This window comes from Streptomyces inhibens (genome assembly GCF_003389455.1).
Lineage (GTDB): Bacteria > Actinomycetota > Actinomycetes > Streptomycetales > Streptomycetaceae > Streptomyces > Streptomyces inhibens.
In genome coordinates this window covers 21,381-40,917 of record NZ_QUAC01000209.1, presented here as the reverse complement: position 1 = coordinate 40,917, position 19,537 = coordinate 21,381, and the positions used below count along the sequence as shown (strand labels likewise).

Sequence of the window (19,537 nt, the reverse complement as noted above, 5' to 3'; positions counted from 1 at the left end):
ATATGCGTGTGCGGTTACTCGAGTTCGAAGACCACGGAGACCGACAGCGAGTCGATGGCGTGCTTCTTCACACAGCGCCAGCCGCCCTCTTCGAATACCCCGTCCCATTCATCGAGGGTCGGCAGGTAAACGTCCATCATGTCGTGCCCGAACTCGAATCCCAGGGTGAATATGGGGAGTTCGCGGTCGGGGATACCGACGGTGCGGGTGGCGTCGCCGAGCAGGAACCGGCGCACATTCGGGAATGCCTCGCGCAGCTTTCGCAGCGTCTGCACACAGTTCTCGCGGGGCCAGAAGTCGTGCCCCATCATGAAGCAGGTGAGCAGATCGACCTCGGCGAATTCCTCGCGCGCCGAGACCTGGTCGATGGTGCGCGCGTCGCCACGCACGAAGGAGATCTGGTCGCCGAATCCCTTGGCGGCCACCTCCTTCTCCGCCATGGCGATCGCGCCGTCGGCGATGTCCACGCCGAGGCCGCGGACGCCGGGGAACCGCCGGGCGATCTGGATCAGCCGCTCACCGCTGCCGGACCCCAGGTCGGCGACGGTGGTGGGGGTGTAGCCCAGACCGTCGACCGCGGCCCAGAACGCCGGGTCGAAATAGCGCTCGCTGATCTCGCGGCACGCGTAGCTGATCGCCCCCGCGTCCCGCTGGTAGAACTTTCCTACGCGGTTCTCGTTCGGCAGCACCTGCGGCATGCGGCGGAAGAGTTCGCCGCTGCCCTGATTGAGCCAGTGGAACAGTGAACGGTGGTGATTGGCCTCGTCGAAGTACGGGCCGACGACGACGGTGGCGCCCTCGCGCCGCACGATGTCCACACTCGCCAGCGCGGTGAACATGCCGACCACCGCCGGCTCGTGCAGATCATGGCGTACGGCGAAATCGGAGACGTCCAACTTGCCGTTCTCCCGCAGCTCGTCAAGAGCTCCGAGCTCCCACGCGGCGCCGATGGCCGAAGAAGCCAGCGTCGAGTTGAAGATGTCTGCCACGGCGCGTCGCGCCTGCGCCTCGGAAACCTCGGTACTCATATCACGCCTCCACCCCGAAAGGGGTCGTCCGGAAGTTGATTGGATGGGCGTACGCAGTCCAGCGATTTCCAGTCTCGGGTGAACTCCGCGGCTGATCCACGACTTTTACCGTGCAGCGAAGCAGGTCGGCAGACGGCCCGGTCCGAAGGTGCTTCGGACCGGGCCGCGGGGTGGGGGACGAGAGGCGCGCTACAGATAGGCGTTGTAGTGCCGGTAGGCCGGCCACAGCGCGGACCAGGGCTTCTTGGGGCCGTGGCACACCGTGATCGGCACGCCCTGTTCCGGGTTGTCGATGCCCAGGCGGTTGTCGATGTGGTCGACGACCTTGCAGCTGGTGAAGTCGGCGGACAGCCGTTTCCGGTCGATGCCCACCGCGACCACCACCTCGGCGCGCTGCGGCGGCGGGCCCCAGTGGTACAGCTCGTTGTGGCCGCTGTACACCGCCGGCAGCCCGTGGCCGTAGTGGTCCAGGGCGCCCGCCTCGCCGAAGTTCTCGGTGAGCACGATCGCGCGGTCGCGGTCCGCCGCCGGCAGTGCGCGGTAGGCCGCCTCGGTCTGCTGGACCAGACGGGGCCAGCCCACCGTCTCCAGCGCCATGCTGGCGATCTGGAAGTCGCGCAGCGAGGTCTTGGGAATCACCGGCAGAGACAGCAGCATCTGCACCGCGGTGCTGAGCGTCAGCGAGACCGCGAGCACCGAGAGCCGCAGCTTGCGGGCGCCCGCCCACCGGTCGGCCGTCACACACCCGGCGGCCAGCAGCGCGATCAGCAGTCCGCCGGTGTAGTCCGGCCGGCCGCCCTCGATGAGGTACGACGCCGCGGTGGCCGCGAGATAGCCGACGGCCAGTGTCCGTACGGGCTTCCACTCCGGCACCCGGAACAGCTTGACCAGCCCGATCATGCACAGCACGAACAGCGCGGGGCCGAACAGCAGGATCAGGTTCGTGGCGAACATGGCGCGGTTCGCCTCGCCGTCGGTGCCCGCCAGCCCCTCCGCCATCTGGAGCTGCGGGAAGTCATGGGTGGCCTGGTAGATCAGGTTCGGCGAGCCGATGACCAGCGCCAGCGCCGTGCCCGCGTACAGCTTCCCGTCGCGGAAGACCTTCCGCGGGCCGACCAGCGCCAGCCCCACGAGCAGGGCCACCGGCAGCAGCAGCACGATGTACTTGGCGTACAGCGCGACACCGACCACCACCCCGGCCCACAGCCACCACTTGCTCTCGCCGCGCAGCAGCACCCGCATCACGAACAGCAGCACCGCGGCCCACGCCACGGTGTCGAAGCTGGTGGTGAGGATCCAGTGGCCGAAGCTGAGCACCATCGTCGAGGTGGCCACCCCGAACGCGGTCAGCGTCTGGGCCCGCCGGGAACCGCCCAGCTCGGCGGCGATCATCGCGCCGAGCGCGGTCACGGCCGCCGCGCACAGCACCGCGGGCACCCGGATCGCCCACATGCTGTCGCCGAAGATCTCCATCGAGGTCCGTACGGCCAGCGGCAGCAGCGGCGGCTGGTCCACATAGCCCCAGGCGAAGCCGTGCACCCCGAGCAGCCGGAAGTACAACTCATCGGCGTGGTAGCCGTATTCGCCGGCGAAGGCGAACAGCAGCACGGCCAGCGCGGCCACCACCACGGCGACCGGCCGCCACGCCATCGGCGCCGGGCGGAACACCCCCGGTTCGGCCGCGGCCGCCCTGGAATCCCTGTCGAGGGATGTCGTCATCACGCCTCACTTCCCGCTGAATTGTCGATTCGCACACGGCCCGGGGTGCAGGGGCACATCAGCCGCTCAAGTAGTGGTAGGAGGGCCACAGTCGGGCCCAGGAAGCCTTGCGGCCGTGGCACACCGTGATCGGCCTGCCCTGCTCGGCGTTCTCGACGCCGACGCCGTTGTCGACCCGTCCCACGACGGTGCACGAGGTGAACCCCGCGGCCAGCCGGGACCGGGGCACGCCCACCGCGACCACCACCTCGGCGCGCTCCGGCGGCGGGCCCCACTTGTGCAGTTCGTTGTGGCCGCTGAACACCGCGGGCAGCCCGTGCCCGTAGCGGTCCAGCGCGCCGCTCTCCCCGAGGTTGTCGGCGAGCACCACGGCCCGCTCCCGCTGCTGCCGCGGCAGCGCCTCGTACGCCGTGCGCACCTGCTCGGCCAGCCGCGGCCAGCCGACGCTCTCCAGGGAGATGTTGTTCAGCGGCACGAACGGGGAGTTCTGCGGCAGCACCGGCAGCGCCATCAGCACCTGTAGCACCGCACTGGCGGCCAGTCCGGCGCACAGCAGCACCCGCCGGGACGTACGCCGCCCCATCCACCGGTCGGCGGCCACCGCCCCGGCCGCGAACAGCCCGATCAGGAACCCGCCGACGTAGTCGGGCCGGCCACCGCCGTAGAGGGTCAGCGCCACCCCGACCACGAACGCCGGTGCCAGCGCCCGCACCGGCCGCCATGCCGGCTCACGCAGCAGCTTCACCAGCCCCGCCACCCACACCACGGTCAGCACCGGACCGAGCAGGATCACCAGGCTCGGCACGAAGATGACCCGGTTCATCGGGCCGTCGGTGGCGCCCAGCGCATCGGCCATCTGCAGCTGCGGGAAGTCATGGGTGGCCTGGTAGATCAGGTTCGGCGAGCCGATGGCCAGCGCCAGCGCGATCCCCGCGTACAGCCACCGGTCACGGAACACCTTGCGCGGTCCGACCAGCGCGAGCCCGGCCAGCAGGGCCACCGGCAGCAGCGCCACGATGTACTTGGCGTACAGCGCCAGGCCCAGCACCACCCCCGCCCACAGCCACCACTTGCCCTCCGAGCGCAGCAGCGCCCGCAGGACGAAGAGCAGCACTGCGGCCCAGGCGAGCATGTCCAGGGTGGTGGTCACCATGATGTGGCCGACGCTGAGCACCAGGAACGAGCTGCCCAGGCCCAGGGCGGAAAGAGTCTGTGCCCGGCGGGTGCCGCCGAGTTCGGCGGTGATCAGCGCCCCGAGCAGCACCACGGCCCCCGCGCACAGCGCCGCCGGCACCCGGATCGCCCACACCGAGTCGCCGAGGACCTGGGCGGTGGCGTGCACCAGCGCCGGCACCAGCGGCGGCTGGTCGGTGTAGCCCCAGGCCCAGCCGTGTTCGCCGAGCAGCCGGAAATACAGCTCGTCGACGTTGTAGCCATACCTGCCGGACAGGGCGAGCAGCACGACGGTCACGGCGCCCGCGACGACGGCCGCCGGCCATCGGGCCGGCCGTACCGCCGAACGCGGATCCGTTCCCACATCAACGGGAGCTGTCAGCACGTTTCTCCGCCTCTGTCCGTCCAGGTGGAATCCGGCGAGATCATCGCTCGGAGTCTGCTGTCCGGCAGGGGCGGGCCGCCACGAGTTTGCCTTGTCAGCTAAGCAGCGCCCTCGGACCTGACCGCCGCGTCCGCCGCGCGCTTTGCGGCCGCCCCCTTGCGCCGGTAGATCAACGTGTCGACCAGCAGGAACCGCAGCGCGAACACCACCACGAGACTGATCACGGTCGCCGGCACCGGCCCCATCCCGGCCTGCTCCACGAACAGCATCATCAACGGGATCCGCGCCAGCAGATCCGCGTTGCTGAGCGCCGCGAACCCCAGCAGCCGGCCGGCCCCGCGCCCCGGTTTCCCGCTCCGGTAGACCAGGAAGTCCAGCAGCGCGAAGTTCCACAGCACCCCGAGCTGATTGGCCAGCACCTCCGCCACCGCGTAATGCAGGGTCGTGGCACCGGTCAGCGCCCACAGCGCCAGCAGATTCGGTACGAAGCCCGACACCCCGATCAGCCCGAAGGCCACCATCCGGGCCCGTTTGTCGCTGGTCCGCAGCTCCGCCAGATGCCGCAGGAACCGCAGCCCCTCGCGCACCGTCGACTTCGACTCGCCGGCGAACCGCTCCCCGAACTCGTACGGCACCTCCACCACCCCGCGCGGCCGGCAGCGCACCGCGAGCTCCAGCAGAATCTTGTAGCCGAGCGGCCGCAGCCCCCCTTCCTGCCGGGTCTCGCCCTCCTGTACGGCGCGGTCGACCGCCTCCCGCCGGATGGCGAAGCACCCGCTCATCGGGTCGGAGACCCCGCGCAGCAGCCGGGGGAACAGCGACTTGGTCAGCGCGGTCGACGCCCCCGACACGGCCACCCGGTACCCGCCGGCCAGCCCGCCACGGCTCCCGCCCTCCGCGTATCTGCTGGCCACCACCAACTCGGCCGACGCGCGCTCACCGGCCTCGATCAACTGCGGCAGCAGCTGCGGGGGATGCTGCAGATCGGCGTCCATCACCATGATCCACGGCGCACTCGTACGGGCGATCCCGGCCACCACCGCTCCGCCGAGCCCCCCTTCGGGAACCTCCCGGTGCAGCACCGACACCGGCATCGGACAGCGCGCGGCCGCCTTCTCGATGACCTCCGGTGTGTCATCCGTCGAGTCGTCGACGAACAGCACCTCGACCTCCAGACCCGCCGGGATCGCCGCACACACGCCGTCGAGCAACTCATCAATGTTCGCTGCCTCGTTGAACGTCGGCACGATCAACGACACGGCCGGCATCGGCGTCGGGGACGACGAGTCGGAAGCCATGGTTCCTCCTGAGGGGTCAGAAACTCTCACCACAGCTGCCACAACAGCCCAGGAGAAACCGGAACTCATCATGTTTTACGGAGAAGTCAACCTCGACGGGTGCGCCGGGGGGCCACACCGCCCCCAGGGCGCCCGTCACTTGAGGCCGCTGAGCATCACCCCGCGCAGGTAGTGCTTCTGCAGCAGCAGGAAGAGCAGCAGGACCGGCAGGATGCTCAGCACCAGGCCGGCCATCATGACCGGGACCATACGGTCGGGGTCGAGATAGCTCTGCAGCATCTGGATGCCCACCGGCAGCGTCATGAGCCGCGGATTGGCGGTGGAGATCAGCAGCGCCCAGATGTATTCGTTCCAGGCGTTGACGAAGGTGAGCAGCGCGAGGGTGACCGCCACCGGTTTGGTCTGGGGCAGCACGATGCGCCACCAGAGGGCGAATTCGCCGGCGCCGTCGATACGGGCCGCCTCCAGCAGTTCGTCCGGGATGGAGATCATGAATTGCCGCATCAGAAAGATCCCGAAACCGGAGACGAGGAACGGCATGACCAGCGCGGCAAGGCTCACGGTGAGGCCCGCCCCGCCGCGGCCGAGCAGGTCGTTGCCGCCGGCGCCGGGCCAGTGCACCAGGATCAGAAAGTGCGGGATGAAGAAAAGAAACGGCGGGAACATCATCGTGGAAAGGACCAGGCGAAAGATCACCTCCCGGCCGGGGAAGTGCAGCTTGGCCAGCGCGTATCCGGCGAGCGCGGAGGTCACCAGAATGGATCCGGTGATCACGGCGGTGGCGATGACGCTGTTGCGGAAAAGCAGGGGCAGATTCAGCTGCTCCATCGCGGCGCGGTAGTTGGAAAGGTCGAAGGCCTGGGGGAGGAAGCGGTAGGGGAGTTTTCCGTATTCGCCGGGCCCCTTGAACGAGGTCAGCAGCATGTCGAGGAACGGGACGAGGGTGAGGACGGCCCCGGCGACGACCACGGCGTACGAGCCCCAGGGGCGGCGATGACGGGGGCGCCGACGGGCGGACCGGCTCACGATTCCCCGCCTTTCCGGCGGAACAGCCAGAGCTGCCCCACCGTGATCGCGACAATCACCAGGAACAGCACAAAGGCGGCCGCACTGGCGATTCCCCAGTCGCCGTACTTGAACGCCTGCTGATACATCTCCAGAGCCGCGACATTCGTCGCATCGCCCGGTCCGCCGTCGTCCGTCATGACATTGATCAGGGCGAACGACTGCAATCCGGTGATGAATTGGGTGATGCAGACGAAGAGCAGGGACGGCCGGAGCAGCGGCAGGGTGATGCGCCGGAAAATGGTGCCGGCGCCGGCACCGTCCAGCTCGGCGGCCTCGTAATAGGCCTCGGGGATCGACTTCAGGCCCGCGGTGAGAATGAGGATCGCGGTTCCCATGGAGGCCCATGCCTGCACCACGACGACGGACGGCAGCGCCGTGCCGGGGTCCTGGAGAAAGGCCACGGAATGCAGACCCAGACCGTTGAGGGCTCCGTTGATCAGCCCGCCCGGTGCGTACAGGTACTTCCATACGTTGCCCACGGCGACCACGGTCGTCACAATCGGGAGGAAAGAGAGGGTCCGCCAAAGACCCTGGAAACGAAGGTTGTTGATGCAGGTCGCGAGGGTGAGCGCGCCGAGGAGGGCGATCGCGACGGTGCCGACGGCGTACAGCAGCGTATTGGTGAGGACGGGCGTCAGGAAGGTCGAGCCGCGGGCGAAGAGGTCGGTGAAGTTGGCCATCCCGACCGGCTCGATATCGGCGAGGTCGAAGCCGGCCCAGCGCGACTGCGCGAGCAGCACGGCGAACAGCAGCGGCAGGGCGAGGAAGACCGCGAAGAACAGCAGGGCCGGGGTCAGGAACAGATAGGCGACGGCGGTCTGCCGCCGCCGGGCCGCCCTGACGGGACCACCGCCGGCTGAAGCCATTCGGCACCACCTCTCGATGACATGGGGGAGTGGCTCAGTAGGGCCGGGACAGTTCCTGGTCGATCTGCCGGCCGGCGGTGCGCAGCGCGGCATCGACCGAGGCCCGGCCCGTCCAGACGTCCTCGATGTTCTTGCGCAGCAGCGATTTGGCCTGCTGCGCGCGCGGACCGTTCGGTTCCGGGACGGCGTAGCGCAGCGCGTCCAGGAAGGGGCCGAGGTTCGGGTCGCCGCCACCTCGGCCGTCGGCGTCCCCCTCGCCGCCGCCTCCCAGCAGCGCCCGCATATCGTCCGCCCGCCCGGTCATCGAACCGACCGACACCTGGAGCGCGCTCATCCTGGACACCGGGACGCCTCCTCCCGCGCCGCGCCCCGGCCGGGCGGCCGGCGCCCGCACACCGTTGAGCCAGTGCAGGAACTCCCAGGCCTCCCCCGGATATCTGCTCTTCGCGTTCACACCGAGCAGGAAGCCCGTGGCGAGCGTGCCGCGGTCGTCCGGTGCGGGGCCCGGCACCGGCGCCACCCCGACCTCGCGGTAGTCCGCCCCCATCGCGCCACGCAGACTCGCCGTCCACCAGCCGGCGTTGATCGCCATCGCGACCTGGCCGGACGGAAAGGCCCTGAGGAGCGAGATACCGGAGTCGGCGGCGCCGCGGTCGATGAGCCGGCGCTCCAGGTCGAGCACATCGCGCCCGGCGGCCGAGCCGATGGCGGTGCGCCGTCCGTCGGGGGTGAGGAATGCGCCGCCGCGCGCGGCCAGCAGAGCCAGCGTCTGCCCCACGACGCTCGCATCGTCGGCCCGCGACAGCCCGAAGCCCTGCACCAGCATGTTGCCGTGGCGGTCGCGGCGGGCGGTGCGGTACGCCGCGTCCTCCAGCTCCTGCCAGGTACCCGGCGGCCCGTCGATACCGGCCTGCCGCAGCAGCCGCCTGTTGTAGTAGAGCGCGTAGGTCTGCACCTCCGTGGGGTAGCCGTAGAGCGTGCCGTGCACGGACGACGCCGCCACGGCCGCCGGGGTGAAGTCCCGGCGGATCTGCCGCGCGGCGGCGGGCGGCACCGGGCGCAGTACCCCGGCCCGCACCAGCTGGCCGGTCCACAGGCAGTACGGATGGATGATGTCGGCGCCCTGGCCCGCGGCCTGCCGCACCATGTAAGTCGTCAGCAGATCGGCGAACTTGACCGCGGCCGTGCGCACCGTGATGCGCCGGTGCGTCGCGTTCCAGGCGTCGACGACGGTTTGCAGCGCCGAGGCGAGCGGTTCGCTCGCGTAGTGCGTGAGGACGGTCAGGGTGACGGGGGCGCCGCGACGGCCGCCGCTGCCCCGGCCGTCACCGCCGTCTCCGTACCCCTCGCCACCGGGCGCGTCGCATCCGGCACCGGCCAACAGGGCGGCCCCCGCCGCGGCCCCGGCCGTGAACGTACGGCGCCTCATCCCGCCTCCCACCGCAGCACCGTGAACCTCCGGGTCGTGGTGAATCCGCTGCCGCGGTAGAGATGCCCCGCCGGGCTCTGCTCGCCCGTCCACAGGAACCAGGCCCCGTGCACGCCGAGCGCCCGCATCCGCTCCAGCGTCCGATGCAGCAGCACCTTGCCCAGACCGGCGCCGCGCAGCTCCTTCCGTACGCCGAAGGGGCCGAACCGCTCGGCCGTACCGTCGTACGCGCCGTGCATGGCCCAGCCCGCCATCCGCCCGTCGGGTGCGCGGGCGCTGACGATGCGGTCCAGAGGGGCGCCGCCGGTCAGGCACTGCCGGATCGCCCGCGCCCAGTCGGGGGTGAACTCCTCGGCCAGCCCGAGCAGGTCCACCAGATCGTCGTCGGACGGCGTGCCGAATCGGTAGCCGCGCGCCGTCAGGGCCGCCTCGTGCCGCCGTACCTCGTCCGGCATGCGGTAGCCGACCAGGCCGCGGTCCATCGCCGCGGCCTCGTAGCGGGGCCGGAAGCCGAGGCCCGCCAGCAGCCGGGCGGCCTCCGGGTACGCGGCCCGGTCCAGGCCGGGGAGCACGTAGTGGGGGGCGTACGGGGCGAAGTCGACCCGGGTGCGGCCGTGTCCGCGCAGCCAGTCGAGGGCGTCGGTGAGCAGCCGGCGGCCGAGGCCCGTACGGCGGTGCGGCGGATCGACGAAGAAGAACAGGATCCAGCCGACGTCCGGCTCCAGGTCGGTGCCGGCCAGCGGGGTACGGCGGCGCACGGCGTAGGCGGCGCCCACCACCTGCCCGTCGAGATCGGCCACCCGTAACCCCTCGGGGTCGAAATTGGGGTCGAGCAGGATCAGCGTCCGGAAGCGGGCGGCGGTGATCGGATCGTCCGGGGCGCTGCGGCACCAGGCCGCCAGCAGCGAGCGGCCGTCTCCGGGGCGGAACGGCCGTAAAACGGGTCGCGGGCGCGGCGTGGCGGACATCGCCCACTACTTACCGCAAATCCGGCACCTTGGCGACGGCGCGCGCACGATCCCGGCGACGGCGTACACGCGATCCCGACAACGTCGCACGCACGATCTCGACGACGGCATACGCACGATCTCGACAACGGCATACGCACGGATGGAGGGCCGCCCCGGAACCCGCCGACGCCCCGCGCCGGTCCGCTGCCTTCCCCCTCTGACCTGCGAAAAGGTAAACGATGCGACGGTCGGTACGGGGCCGCCGGCGGGCTCTTCGCATAGCGGGCCGGAGCCGGTGCGGGCATGTTTTTGAGGAGACAGCCCGGCCGGCCCGCGGACGGGGCACCAGGAGGCTTCCGCATGCTTCGGAGATCGCTGAGGATCCCCGCCGCCGGAGTCGCGTATCTGGTGACCGCGGCGGTGTCGTCGTCCGCCATGGCGTCCGGGCCGGAGGAGTACGCGGATGTCGCCGTGAGCAAGGGGGCCCGGGCCGGTCCCGGCACCGCGGCGACGCTGGTGATCGCACACCGCGGCGCCTCCCGCTATGCGCCGGAGAACACGCTCGCCGCCGTCGACGCCGCACACCGCCGCGGGCTCATATGGGTCGAGAACGATGTGCAGCGCACCAAGGACGGCCGGCTGGTGGTGATGCACGACACCACGCTGAAGCGGACGACCGATGCCGCGAAGGTGTTTCCCGGGCGGGCGCCGTGGCGGCTGGGGGACTTCACCGCCGCCGAGATCGCCCGGCTGGACGCCGGAAGCTGGTTCGGCAAGCGGTTCGCGGGGGAGCGGGTGCCGACGCTCGCCGACTATGTGCGCCGGCTGGACCACAACGGGCAGCGCCTCTTGCTGGAGATCAAGGCCCCTGAGCGCTATCCCGGAATCGAGGCGCAGATCGTCCGGGAACTACGGGCGCAAGGTTGGCTGGATCGCGACCATGTCCGCAGCCGGCTGGTGGTCCAGAGCTTCTCCGTGACCTGCGTAAAGACCGTGCATGAACGGGTGCCACAGGTGCGTACGGGAATTCTGGGCGCGCCCGATGTGGACAAACTGCCGCGCTATGCGCGATTCGCCGACCAGATCAACCCCCGTATGTCCGCCGTCAGTTCACGCTGGCTCGCGGCCGTGCACCGGCTGCGCGGCCCGCACGGCCGCCCGTTGGAGGTCTATGCGTGGGACGTGGCGAAGAACACGAACGTGCGGTCGGTGCGGGCGCGGGGGATCGCCGGGATTATTGAATAGCGGGCAGGGGCCGGGGGTTAGGGGGGCAATGTCCCAGATCTCGCGGGGCTTCGGACGGCGGCGGGGCACCGGTTCCGGCCCGCGCCGGGTGAAGGAGCTGTGGAGGGCGGACGCGCGGCCGGTGGCCGCGTCAGGCAGGGATTTACGTGATTCCCGCCGCGGGGCTAAGGTGCCTGAGATGTTCGACGCCGCCACCCTCCCCGTAAAAGAACTAACACGCAGGATTTGGCTTTTGGGTTCCGATTTGCGGCCCGGTGCGGGCCAGCGTCCAGCTCCTCCCCTGGGTTCGTTCCGGGAGGGTCCTTGAACAACGATTTTCCGGCGTACGGCGAACGGCGGGTGCCGCTTCCTCCGCCGCGGCAGATGCCGAATGACACGCTGAACCGGGCGGGCGCATCGATGCCGGCACACTCCGGCGGTGCGACGGCCACGTCAACGATGGCACCGGCCACCGCCACCGGATCGGCGACGGCCCGTCACACCGCGGTCGGCCACCCGGCGGCGCAGCCGGCCTCGGACACCCCGGGCGCCGGTTCGCACGCCAGGACCGGAGGCCGTGCCAAGGGCCGGGGCAGAGCCCGGGCGAAGAATGCCGGCACGGCCGATGCCCAAGCGAAGCCGCGCGACGCATTTTTCGACAATGCGAAGTATCTGGCCATCGTGCTGGTGGCCATGGGGCACTCCTGGGAGCCGCTGCGCCACGGCAGCCGGTCGGCGGCTGCGCTCTACATCACCGTTTACGCCTTCCATATGCCGGCGTTCATCATCATCTCCGGCTATTTCTCGCGCAGTTTCGATATGCGCAAGGACCGGCTGCAGCGGCTGATCACCGGAGTCGCGGTCCCCTACATCCTCTTCGAAGTCGCCTATACGTTCTTCAAGAGGTGGACGGACGACGATCCGGGATATCCGATCAGCCTGACGGACCCCTGGTATCTGACCTGGTTCCTGGCCGCCCTGTTCATCTGGCGGCTGACCACCCCGCTGTGGAAGATCGTGCGCTGGCCGGTCCCGCTGGCGCTGACCATCGCCGTGCTGGCATCCGTCTCACCGAACATCGGCGACGATCTGGACCTCCAGCGGGTGCTGCAGTTCCTGCCGTTCTTCGTGATCGGGCTGTCGCTGCGGCCGGAGCACTTCAAGCTCGTACGCCGCAAGCAGGCGCGGATCCTGGCCGTACCGGTCTTCGCGGCCGCGCTGGTCTTCGCGTACTGGGCAGCGCCGCGGATGAACGCCGCGTGGTTCTACCACCGCGACGCCGCACAGGAACTCGCCGCCCCGTGGTGGAGCGGCGCGGTGATGACGCTGGCGATGTTCGGCTGCTCGCTGGTGCTGGTCGCCTGCTTCTTCGCCTGGATCCCGGGCCGCACGATGTGGTGCACGGCGCTGGGCGCGGGCACCCTCTACGGCTATCTGCTGCACGGCTTCCTCGCCAAGGGCTCGCGCTTTTGGAACTGGTACGACCACCCGTGGGTGCACACGCCCTGGGGCGCGGTGCTGCTGACCCTCATCGCGGGCACCGTCGTCACCCTGCTGTGCACACCCCCTGTGCAACGGGCCTTCCGGTTCGCGATGGAGCCCAAGATGACCTGGGCGTTCAAGAAGGACCCGGTGGGGATGGCCCGCGGCCGCAACTGACCGGCGGGCCCGCACACCGAGCGTGGCGCCAGGGGCGCCCGTTCCACCGGAAGACCGGTGGGGCGGGCGCCCCTGCCGCATGCGGAGGCCGCGGGTCGTAGGACTCGTACGCCTCATCCACCCCGTGGACCTAGGTCCCCGGGGACCGGCCCTCGGCCCAAATACCGATCGCGGGCGCCGTGCCGGGCCTCCTAGGCTCCTCCTGAGGAATGCAGGCCCAGGGGAGGACACCGCGTGAAGAGCGATTCCGAGTGGGGCGGAGACCAGCTGGAGCTGGACGCCTATCTCGCCCGCATCGGCTACGAAGGCGACCGCCGGCCCACCCTGGAGACCCTGCGCGGGCTGCACGCCGCGCACTCCGCGTCGATCGGCTTCGAGAACCTCGACATCCTGTTGGGCCGCCCTATCCTGCTCGACCTGGAGTCGTTGCAGACCAAGCTGGTCGAGCAGCGGCGCGGCGGCTACTGCTACGAACAGAATCTGCTCTACGCCGCCGCCCTGGACCGCCTCGGCTTCCGCGTCACCGGCCTCTGCGCCCGGACCCGGATGGGTGAGAACCGCATCCGCCCGGCCACCCACGCACTGCTCAAGGTCGAGCTGGACGGTGCGGACTGGATCACCGATGTCGGCTTCGGCGGCGAGGCGCTGCTCGAACCGCTGCCCCTGCGGGACGGTGTGGAAGCCCGCCAGGGGAGCTGGACGTTCGGCCTGGTGCACGAGGAGGAGGCCGGGGCCTGGGTGCTGCGGACGCGCCACGAGGACGGCTGGTTCGACCTCTACGCCTTCGGCACGGACCGGCGCTTCCCCGTCGACTTCACCGTCTTCAACCACTACATCTCGACCCATCCGCGTTCGCCGTTCACCAGCCGGATGGTGGTGCAGCGCCCGCTCCCCGAGCTGCGCAGCACGCTGGTCGGCCGGGAGTTCACCCGGACCCGTCCGGACTGGTCACGCGAGGTGCGCGAGGTCGCGCCGGAGGAGATCCCGGGCCTGCTGGACACGGAGTTCGGCATCCCCCTGTCCGCTGCGGACGCCGAGTCGCTGGTGGCCGTCCACCAGAAGTGAGCGGGTGGTGGGCGGCGACGGGGGTGTCGCCCACCACCGGGCGATGGGGGACGCGCCTACCGGACGACCGAGAACGCCTACCGGACGATGGGGGACGCGCCGACCGGACGACCGAGAACGCCTACCGGACGATGGGGGACGCGCCGACCGGACGACCGAGAACGCCTACCGGACGCCAGAGAACGCGCCTACCGGACGACGGCGATGCCCTCGATCTCGACCAGGGCCGTCTCGTCCCACAGGCGGGTCGCGCCGATCACGGCCATCGCCGGGAAGTCGCCGCCGACCAGGCGCTTCCACACCCGGCCGAGGTCCCGGGCATGCCGGCGGTAGTCGGCGACATCGACCGCGAAGACGGTGAGCTTGGCGATATCGGACGGGCCGGCGCCGGCGGCCGCCGCGACCTCCAGGAGATTCGTCAGCGCCCGCTCGAACTGCTCGACGATGCCGTCCCCGACGATCCGGCCCGATCCGTCGAGAGCGGTCTGCCCGGCGAGGAAGACCATGGTGCCCGCGGCGGCGCGCACGGCATGACTGAACCCGGTCGGCGGCGCCAGATGTGGCGGATTGATCCGCTCCAGCTCACCGCCGCGCGCGGCCGCGCCCTCGCCGGTACCCGCGTCCGCGCCGCCCGCACCGCTCATCGCCGTCTCCGCACTCATCCCCGCCAGCTCCCCTCCGTCGCCAACTCGTATCGCACACTCAGGGATTGAAGCGCGTCCTGCTCCTCCTGGGGAAGCTGTTCATCGGAGATGACGAGGTCGAAGTCGGCCGGCGGCGCCGGCTCATAGAGCACCTGGCGGCCGAACGTGGAGTGGTCCACCAGCAGCACCTTGCGCCGGGCCGCGGCCATCAGCGCACGCTTGACCAGGACGTTCTCCTGCGCCTGGTGGTAGCAGTGGCCGTTGTCGACCGCGGAGGTGGACAGAAAGGCGACATCCGCGCGAAAGCTGCCGGCGATATCGGCGGTGGACATGCCGAGGAAGACGTTGAACGCCGCGTGGTACTCGCCGCCCAGCGCGATCACCCGGATAACGGGCTCCTCGGCCGGCACCCGGTCGGCGATCCGCTTACGGCGGTCCCTGGGGCTCAGCTTGGTGACCGACGCATCAGCCGCGACCGAGACGTCGGCAACCCCTTCGGTGTCGGTCAACGCGGGTCCCTTCCCGGATCGCATATCGGCCGCTCGCCCGCGGTCGGCCCCCTACCCGGCGAGTTTAGGGCGTACCCACAGGAACTACGCGGGTCCGCGGTCCCTCCTAGGGCGTGCGTTGGGCCATGGCGGCCGCCGCCACCGGCTCCCGGCCGTCCAGCGTGCCCTGGGCGCCGTAGGGGCGGCAACGTATGAACGCCGCCTCGTGGTGGAACGGCTTCGTCTGATGCTCCCTGACCACGTCCTTGTGCTCGGGCCGCTCGGCGCCGTATGCGTAGCGACGCATCGCCGACACGCTCTGCCACAGGGAGAAGGTGCCGACGAAGCGGGGCGGTCCGGCAAGGGCGACGGACGCGACCAGCGAAGGATCGGCCGCGGCCCGGCCGGCGGCCCGGGAATTGGCGCGCAGGAACGGCAGCGCGCGACGCAGCCGCAGCTGCCCCAGGGTGAGGACGACGACCGGCCCGTCCTCGTCGTCCCTCGCCGCATCGGGGGCGGTCTCGACCGGCATCGGACTCCACGAGCCGGCGACCCGTACCGGCTCCAGCCGCACATGCCAGCCCCCGGCCAGCCGCCGGGCCAGCGGACCCTCGGCAAGGAAACGGTCGAGCGCGGCATCGTCGTCCCACGCGGCCATCAGCCCGGCCCGGCCCGGGTGCAGCTTGGGCGGACCGGAGGCGATGGCGCCGGTGAAGGTGGTCTGTGCGTAGCGGAGTCCGGGGACGTCGTCCGGCCGGGGGCGCTCGCGCAGGGCGGCACGCACGGAGCGGACGCCGATGTCGGCGAAGTGCACGGAAACGATCACGATGAGCCCCCGTATCCCAAGGTTACTGATGCGTATACCAAGCGGTACACGACCTAGTATCCTTCACCGCAAGGACAATTGCGAGCCGGAATCACCAGCCGAAATGAGCCAGATCGATGAGTGGGTCCACATGAGCGAGATCGACCGGAGCCGCGCCGCGCGCGCCGAGGCCAGGACGCGTATCGAGGACGCCGCCGCCCGGCTGTTCGCCGAGCGCGGCTTCGCGGGCACGACCATCGGGGAGATCGCCGCCGAAGCCGGCCTGAGCAAGCCGATGCTCTACCGCCACTTCGACTCCAAGCAGGAGCTGCACCTCGCCCTGCTGGAGCGGCACCGCGATGAGCTGGCCGCGGCCCCGATCCGTGAACTCCTCCACGGCGAGGGCGATCTGGACACCCGGATGAAGGCGATGTACGACGCCTGGTTCGGGTATGTGCAGAGCCATCCGTACACCTGGCGGATGATGTTCCGGGACACCACCGGGGACGCGGAGGTGCAGGCCTTCCACCGTGAACTGCAGTGCAGACAGCGGGAGACGGATATCGCCCTGCTCCGCGAGTTCGTGCCCGGCATCCCCGAGGCCGAGCTGGAACCGCTCGGCGAGGCGATCCGCAGCTCGCTCTACGGTCTCGCCCTGTGGTGGCTGGACCGGCCCGACCGGCCTCGCGAACTGCTGGTCGCGGCAATGGTGCGGATCACCCGTGGCCTGATCTCCACCGTCGAGGGCCCGGGCGCCCAGAGCCCGCGCGCCAAGGGCCCGGCCGGGACGTCCTGAGCACCGACGGCACCGACGGCACCGACGGCACCGGCCCGCGGCCCGCCGCCTCGGCCGCCCCGCCCCGGCTACCCCGCTACTCCACCCCCGGCCCCACCGCCGCCTCCGGATACAACGCCGCCTTCAAGTGCCCCCTCCAATGCGCCGTCATCTCCTTCGCGATCCGGGTTTCCGGCGCATAGAGCTCGAAGCCGTGCCAGGCACCGCGCACATTGCGCACGGTGACCGGGACCCCCGCATCCATCAGCCGCCGCGCATACGCCAGGCCGCCGTCCCGCAGCGGATCGAGATCGCAGACCAGGACATAGGCCGGCGGCAGCCCCGACAGATCGGAGGCGCGGGCCGCCGCGGCGTAGGCATCCGCCGCCGCCCCCTCCGGCAGGTAGTGCTGCCACGCCAGCCGGATCGTCCGAAGGCTGTTCAGCCGCGGATCCGGAGCGGCATCCGCCGCACCGGCGCCCGGGGCCGCGTCCGCCGGAATCGGCTCCTCGGCAACGCGGTCGTCCAGGTCCGGTACGCACATCGACTGATAGGCGAGGCGCGGGCCGCCGCGGTCGCGGGCCATCAAGGCGACGGCCGCGCTGAGCCCACCGCCCGCCGACTTGCCGGTGACCGCGATCCGTTCGGGATCGATGCCGAGCTCGGCCGCCCGCCGTGCCGTCCACTCCAGGGCGAGATAGCAGTCCTCCACACCGGCCGGATAGCGGTGCTCGGGGGCGAGCCGGTATTCGACGGTGACGGTGACGGCGGGCAGCTCACGGCAGAGCGCGATGGCCGCCCGGTCCTGCCCCGGCAACGACCGTCCGAGGGCGTACCCGCCCCCGTGGAAGTGCAACACAGCGGGCAACACGCCCCCTTGGGCGGCGCCCTCGGCGTCCTCCGGACGGTAGACCTCGACCGTCAGCGCGCTGCCGTCCGCCCGCGGGATGTCGAACCGCTCGCTGCGTATCCCCGAGCGGTCGGCCGGGTTCGAGGCCAACAGTGCGCGGAAGCTTTCGCGGGTGGCCTCGATGTCCTCGTACGGATCGGCGAACGGCGGCAACGAAGCCAGAAACGGGGCGAGTTCGGGATGGACACGCAGCCCCGGAGGGACGGTCATCTGGACACTCCTCTGATCTGATCGCGCGGAAATCGAATATGGCTCACGCCGCGGCCCTCACACCATCACCGACACCCTCCCGCCGGTGCTCCCGCCCAGCCCTCGAAGCGCCCCCACGCCCACCCCTCATTTCGCCTCCGCATAGCACTCCACCACCGCCGTGGTGAACGGGAAGCGGACCGGGGTCTCGCCGAACGCGATCCGGCCCGCCGCCGCGGCCGCCGCCGAGATCGCCTCGGACACCGTCGCGGCCTCCTCCGCCGGGCAGTGCACGATCACCTCGTCGTGCTGGAAGAAGACCAGCTCGGCGCGGAGTCCGCCCGCCGACAGCGAGTGGCGCAGCGCGGCCAGCACCAGCAACGCCCAGTCGGCGGCGCTGCCCTGGACGACGAAGTTACGGGTGAACCGGCCGCGGGCGCGGGCGGCCGCCGAGCCGCTGCCGTAACCCGAGGGCTGCTCCTCCTCCTGGGGCAGGCCGGCCTCGTCGGGCGGGGCCACGGACGCGGGCGGGCAGGTGCGGCCCATCCATGTGCGCACCAGCCGGCCCTCCTCGCCGGCGCGGGCCGCATCGTCCACATACGCCACCGCGGCCGGATAGCGGCGGCGCAGATCGGCCATGTGCTTGAGGGCGTCGCCGGACGTCTGGCCGTAAATGGCCCCCAGCAGACCGAGCTTGGCCTGGGCGCGGTCGCCGCCGAACGCGCGGGCCGCCAGATCCGCGTACAGATCCTTGCCGCTGCCGGCCACCTCCATGAGGCCACGGTCGCGGGAGACCGCCGCCAGCACCCGCGGCTCCATCTGGTCGGCGTCGGCGACCACCAGGCGCCACCCCGGGTCGGCGAGCACGGCCTGCCGGATCACCTTGGGGATCTGCAGTGCGCCGCCGCCGTTGGTGGTCCAGCGGCCGGAGACCGTGCCGCCCGGCAGATACTCGGGGCGGAAGCGGCCGTCGTGCACCCACTGTTGCAGCCAGGCCCACCCATGGGCGGTGTGCAGACGGTAGAGCGTCTTGTACTCCAACAGCGGTGCCACCGCCGGGTGATCGATCTGCTGCAGCTCCCATTTGCGGGTCGAGGTGAGGGAAATCCCGGCGCGGGCAAAGGCCTTGATGATGTCGTTCGGCAGATCCGGGCGCACCCGCGCGCCGTCCCCGAAGGCCCGGGACACCTCGTCCGCCAGCTCCGCCATCCGGCGCGGCTCCAGCCCGCCCGGATAGCGCTCGCCCAGCAGCCCGTCGAGCAGCTTGCGGTGCACATCCGCCCGCCAGGGCACCCCGGCCCGCCCCATTTCCGTGGCGACCAGCATGCCCGCGGACTCGGAGGCGAGCAGCAGCCGCATCCGGTCGGGATGCTCGGTCTTCTCCGTACGCGCCACCTGGCCGGCATAGACCTCCAGCAGCGCCGCCAGCTCGTCCGTGCCGGGCGGCAGCGGCACCGGGCCCGGCTCGAACAGCGACGGCTGTGTCTGTGCCGTGCGCGCGGGCGCGTCCTGGGGGACGGGCAGCCCGTGCAGCCGCGCCCAGGCGGCGGCCAGCGACCGCGGCTGGCCCGACTGGCCCTCCTCATGGCCGATCAGCAGCGTCTCCGCGGCCTCCACGTCGTAGCACCGCTCGACCCGCACCCCCGCCGCCAGCAGCCGCCGGTAGATCTCCGCGGTGGACCGCCACACCCACCGCTCGACCTCGGGGCGCGAGCGCACGGCCTCGGCCAGCGAGGGCTCCCGCACCACCGGGCCCGCGGGCCGGCCGTCCTGGGCGAGCGGGCAGAGACGAGCACCCCCGTCGCCCGTCTCCGCCACCGCCCATCTCATGCTCCAAAGTCTTGCACCTGGGTCTGACAACG

The 19,537-nt window shown here is 70.9% G+C and carries 17 protein-coding genes; 4 read left to right on the top strand and 13 right to left on the bottom strand.

All coding sequences use genetic code 11. From position 1 onward, the window contains the following. Positions 1-14 precede the first annotated feature (14 nt). From mppJ to DY245_RS25975, 8 genes are all read right to left on the bottom strand, one after another. Positions 15-1,028 carry a phenylpyruvate C(3)-methyltransferase gene (gene mppJ / locus DY245_RS26010; RefSeq protein WP_128509646.1) on the bottom strand — a complete coding sequence of 338 codons (1,014 nt, stop codon included), beginning with the start codon at positions 1,026-1,028 and terminating at the stop codon, positions 15-17. Positions 1,029-1,217: 189 nt separating this feature from the next. Next, positions 1,218-2,747, bottom strand: a complete 1,530-nt coding sequence (locus DY245_RS26005; RefSeq protein ID WP_244943265.1) for a glycosyltransferase family 39 protein — start codon at positions 2,745-2,747, stop codon at positions 1,218-1,220. Positions 2,748-2,805: 58 nt separating this feature from the next. Further along, positions 2,806-4,305: a glycosyltransferase family 39 protein gene (locus DY245_RS26000; RefSeq protein WP_128509644.1), complete on the bottom strand. Its 1,500-nt coding sequence runs from the start codon at positions 4,303-4,305 to the stop codon at positions 2,806-2,808. A 98-nt stretch (positions 4,306-4,403) separates the two neighbouring features. Further along, the gene (locus DY245_RS25995) at positions 4,404-5,603 is read right to left on the bottom strand and encodes a glycosyltransferase (protein WP_128509643.1); all 1,200 of its coding nucleotides are present in this window, start codon (positions 5,601-5,603) and stop codon (positions 4,404-4,406) included. 135 nt (positions 5,604-5,738) lie between these two features. Next, entirely contained in the window at positions 5,739-6,629 is an 891-nt protein-coding gene (locus tag DY245_RS25990; RefSeq protein WP_181923868.1) for a carbohydrate ABC transporter permease, read from the bottom strand. Beyond that, complete coding sequence (locus tag DY245_RS25985; protein ID WP_128509642.1) at positions 6,626-7,537, bottom strand: carbohydrate ABC transporter permease; 912 nt, start codon at positions 7,535-7,537, stop codon at positions 6,626-6,628. The genes DY245_RS25990 and DY245_RS25985 overlap by 4 nt, the downstream gene beginning before the upstream one ends. Before the next feature lie 34 nt (positions 7,538-7,571). Continuing rightward, on the bottom strand, positions 7,572-8,966 hold the full coding sequence (locus tag DY245_RS25980; protein ID WP_128509641.1) for an extracellular solute-binding protein: 1,395 nt from the start codon (positions 8,964-8,966) through the stop codon (positions 7,572-7,574). After that, the gene (locus tag DY245_RS25975; RefSeq protein ID WP_128509640.1) at positions 8,963-9,934 is read right to left on the bottom strand and encodes a GNAT family N-acetyltransferase; all 972 of its coding nucleotides are present in this window, start codon (positions 9,932-9,934) and stop codon (positions 8,963-8,965) included. The genes DY245_RS25980 and DY245_RS25975 overlap by 4 nt, the downstream gene beginning before the upstream one ends. A 342-nt stretch (positions 9,935-10,276) precedes the next feature. Here DY245_RS25975 and DY245_RS25970 point away from each other — a divergent pair, with 342 nt between their 5' ends. The 3 genes from DY245_RS25970 (at position 10,277) to DY245_RS25960 (ending at position 13,864) form a co-directional block, all read left to right on the top strand. After that, positions 10,277-11,161, top strand: a complete 885-nt coding sequence (locus DY245_RS25970; RefSeq protein WP_128509639.1) for a glycerophosphodiester phosphodiesterase — start codon at positions 10,277-10,279, stop codon at positions 11,159-11,161. 363 nt (positions 11,162-11,524) lie between these two features. Then, positions 11,525-12,799, top strand: a complete 1,275-nt coding sequence (locus DY245_RS25965; protein WP_128509638.1) for an acyltransferase family protein — start codon at positions 11,525-11,527, stop codon at positions 12,797-12,799. 234 nt (positions 12,800-13,033) lie between these two features. Next, positions 13,034-13,864, top strand: a complete 831-nt coding sequence (locus DY245_RS25960) for an arylamine N-acetyltransferase family protein (RefSeq protein WP_128509637.1) — start codon at positions 13,034-13,036, stop codon at positions 13,862-13,864. Between the two features lie 188 nt (positions 13,865-14,052). On the opposite strand, the gene DY245_RS25955 is transcribed toward DY245_RS25960, so the two are convergent. The 3 genes from DY245_RS25955 to DY245_RS25945 form a co-directional block, all read right to left on the bottom strand. Next, positions 14,053-14,526, bottom strand: a complete 474-nt coding sequence (locus tag DY245_RS25955; RefSeq protein WP_244943264.1) for a RidA family protein — start codon at positions 14,524-14,526, stop codon at positions 14,053-14,055. Then, on the bottom strand, positions 14,523-15,017 hold the full coding sequence (locus tag DY245_RS25950; protein ID WP_128509636.1) for a DeoR/GlpR family DNA-binding transcription regulator: 495 nt from the start codon (positions 15,015-15,017) through the stop codon (positions 14,523-14,525). The genes DY245_RS25955 and DY245_RS25950 overlap by 4 nt, the downstream gene beginning before the upstream one ends. Before the next feature lie 106 nt (positions 15,018-15,123). Next, positions 15,124-15,822, bottom strand: a complete 699-nt coding sequence (locus tag DY245_RS25945) for a spheroidene monooxygenase (protein ID WP_128509635.1) — start codon at positions 15,820-15,822, stop codon at positions 15,124-15,126. Between the two features lie 103 nt (positions 15,823-15,925). Between DY245_RS25945 and DY245_RS25940 the strand changes: the two genes are divergently transcribed. Beyond that, complete coding sequence (locus DY245_RS25940; RefSeq protein ID WP_244943263.1) at positions 15,926-16,597, top strand: TetR/AcrR family transcriptional regulator; 672 nt, start codon at positions 15,926-15,928, stop codon at positions 16,595-16,597. A gap of 76 nt (positions 16,598-16,673) precedes the next feature. Here the strand turns inward: DY245_RS25940 and DY245_RS25935 are convergent, their stop codons facing one another. After that, positions 16,674-17,696 (bottom strand): alpha/beta hydrolase, encoded by a 1,023-nt coding sequence (locus tag DY245_RS25935; RefSeq protein ID WP_128509633.1) that lies wholly within the window; start codon positions 17,694-17,696, stop codon positions 16,674-16,676. Positions 17,697-17,822: 126 nt separating this feature from the next. Beyond that, positions 17,823-19,505, bottom strand: a complete 1,683-nt coding sequence (locus tag DY245_RS25930; protein WP_128509632.1) for a bifunctional 3'-5' exonuclease/DNA polymerase — start codon at positions 19,503-19,505, stop codon at positions 17,823-17,825. Between the last annotated feature and the right edge of the window lie 32 nt (positions 19,506-19,537).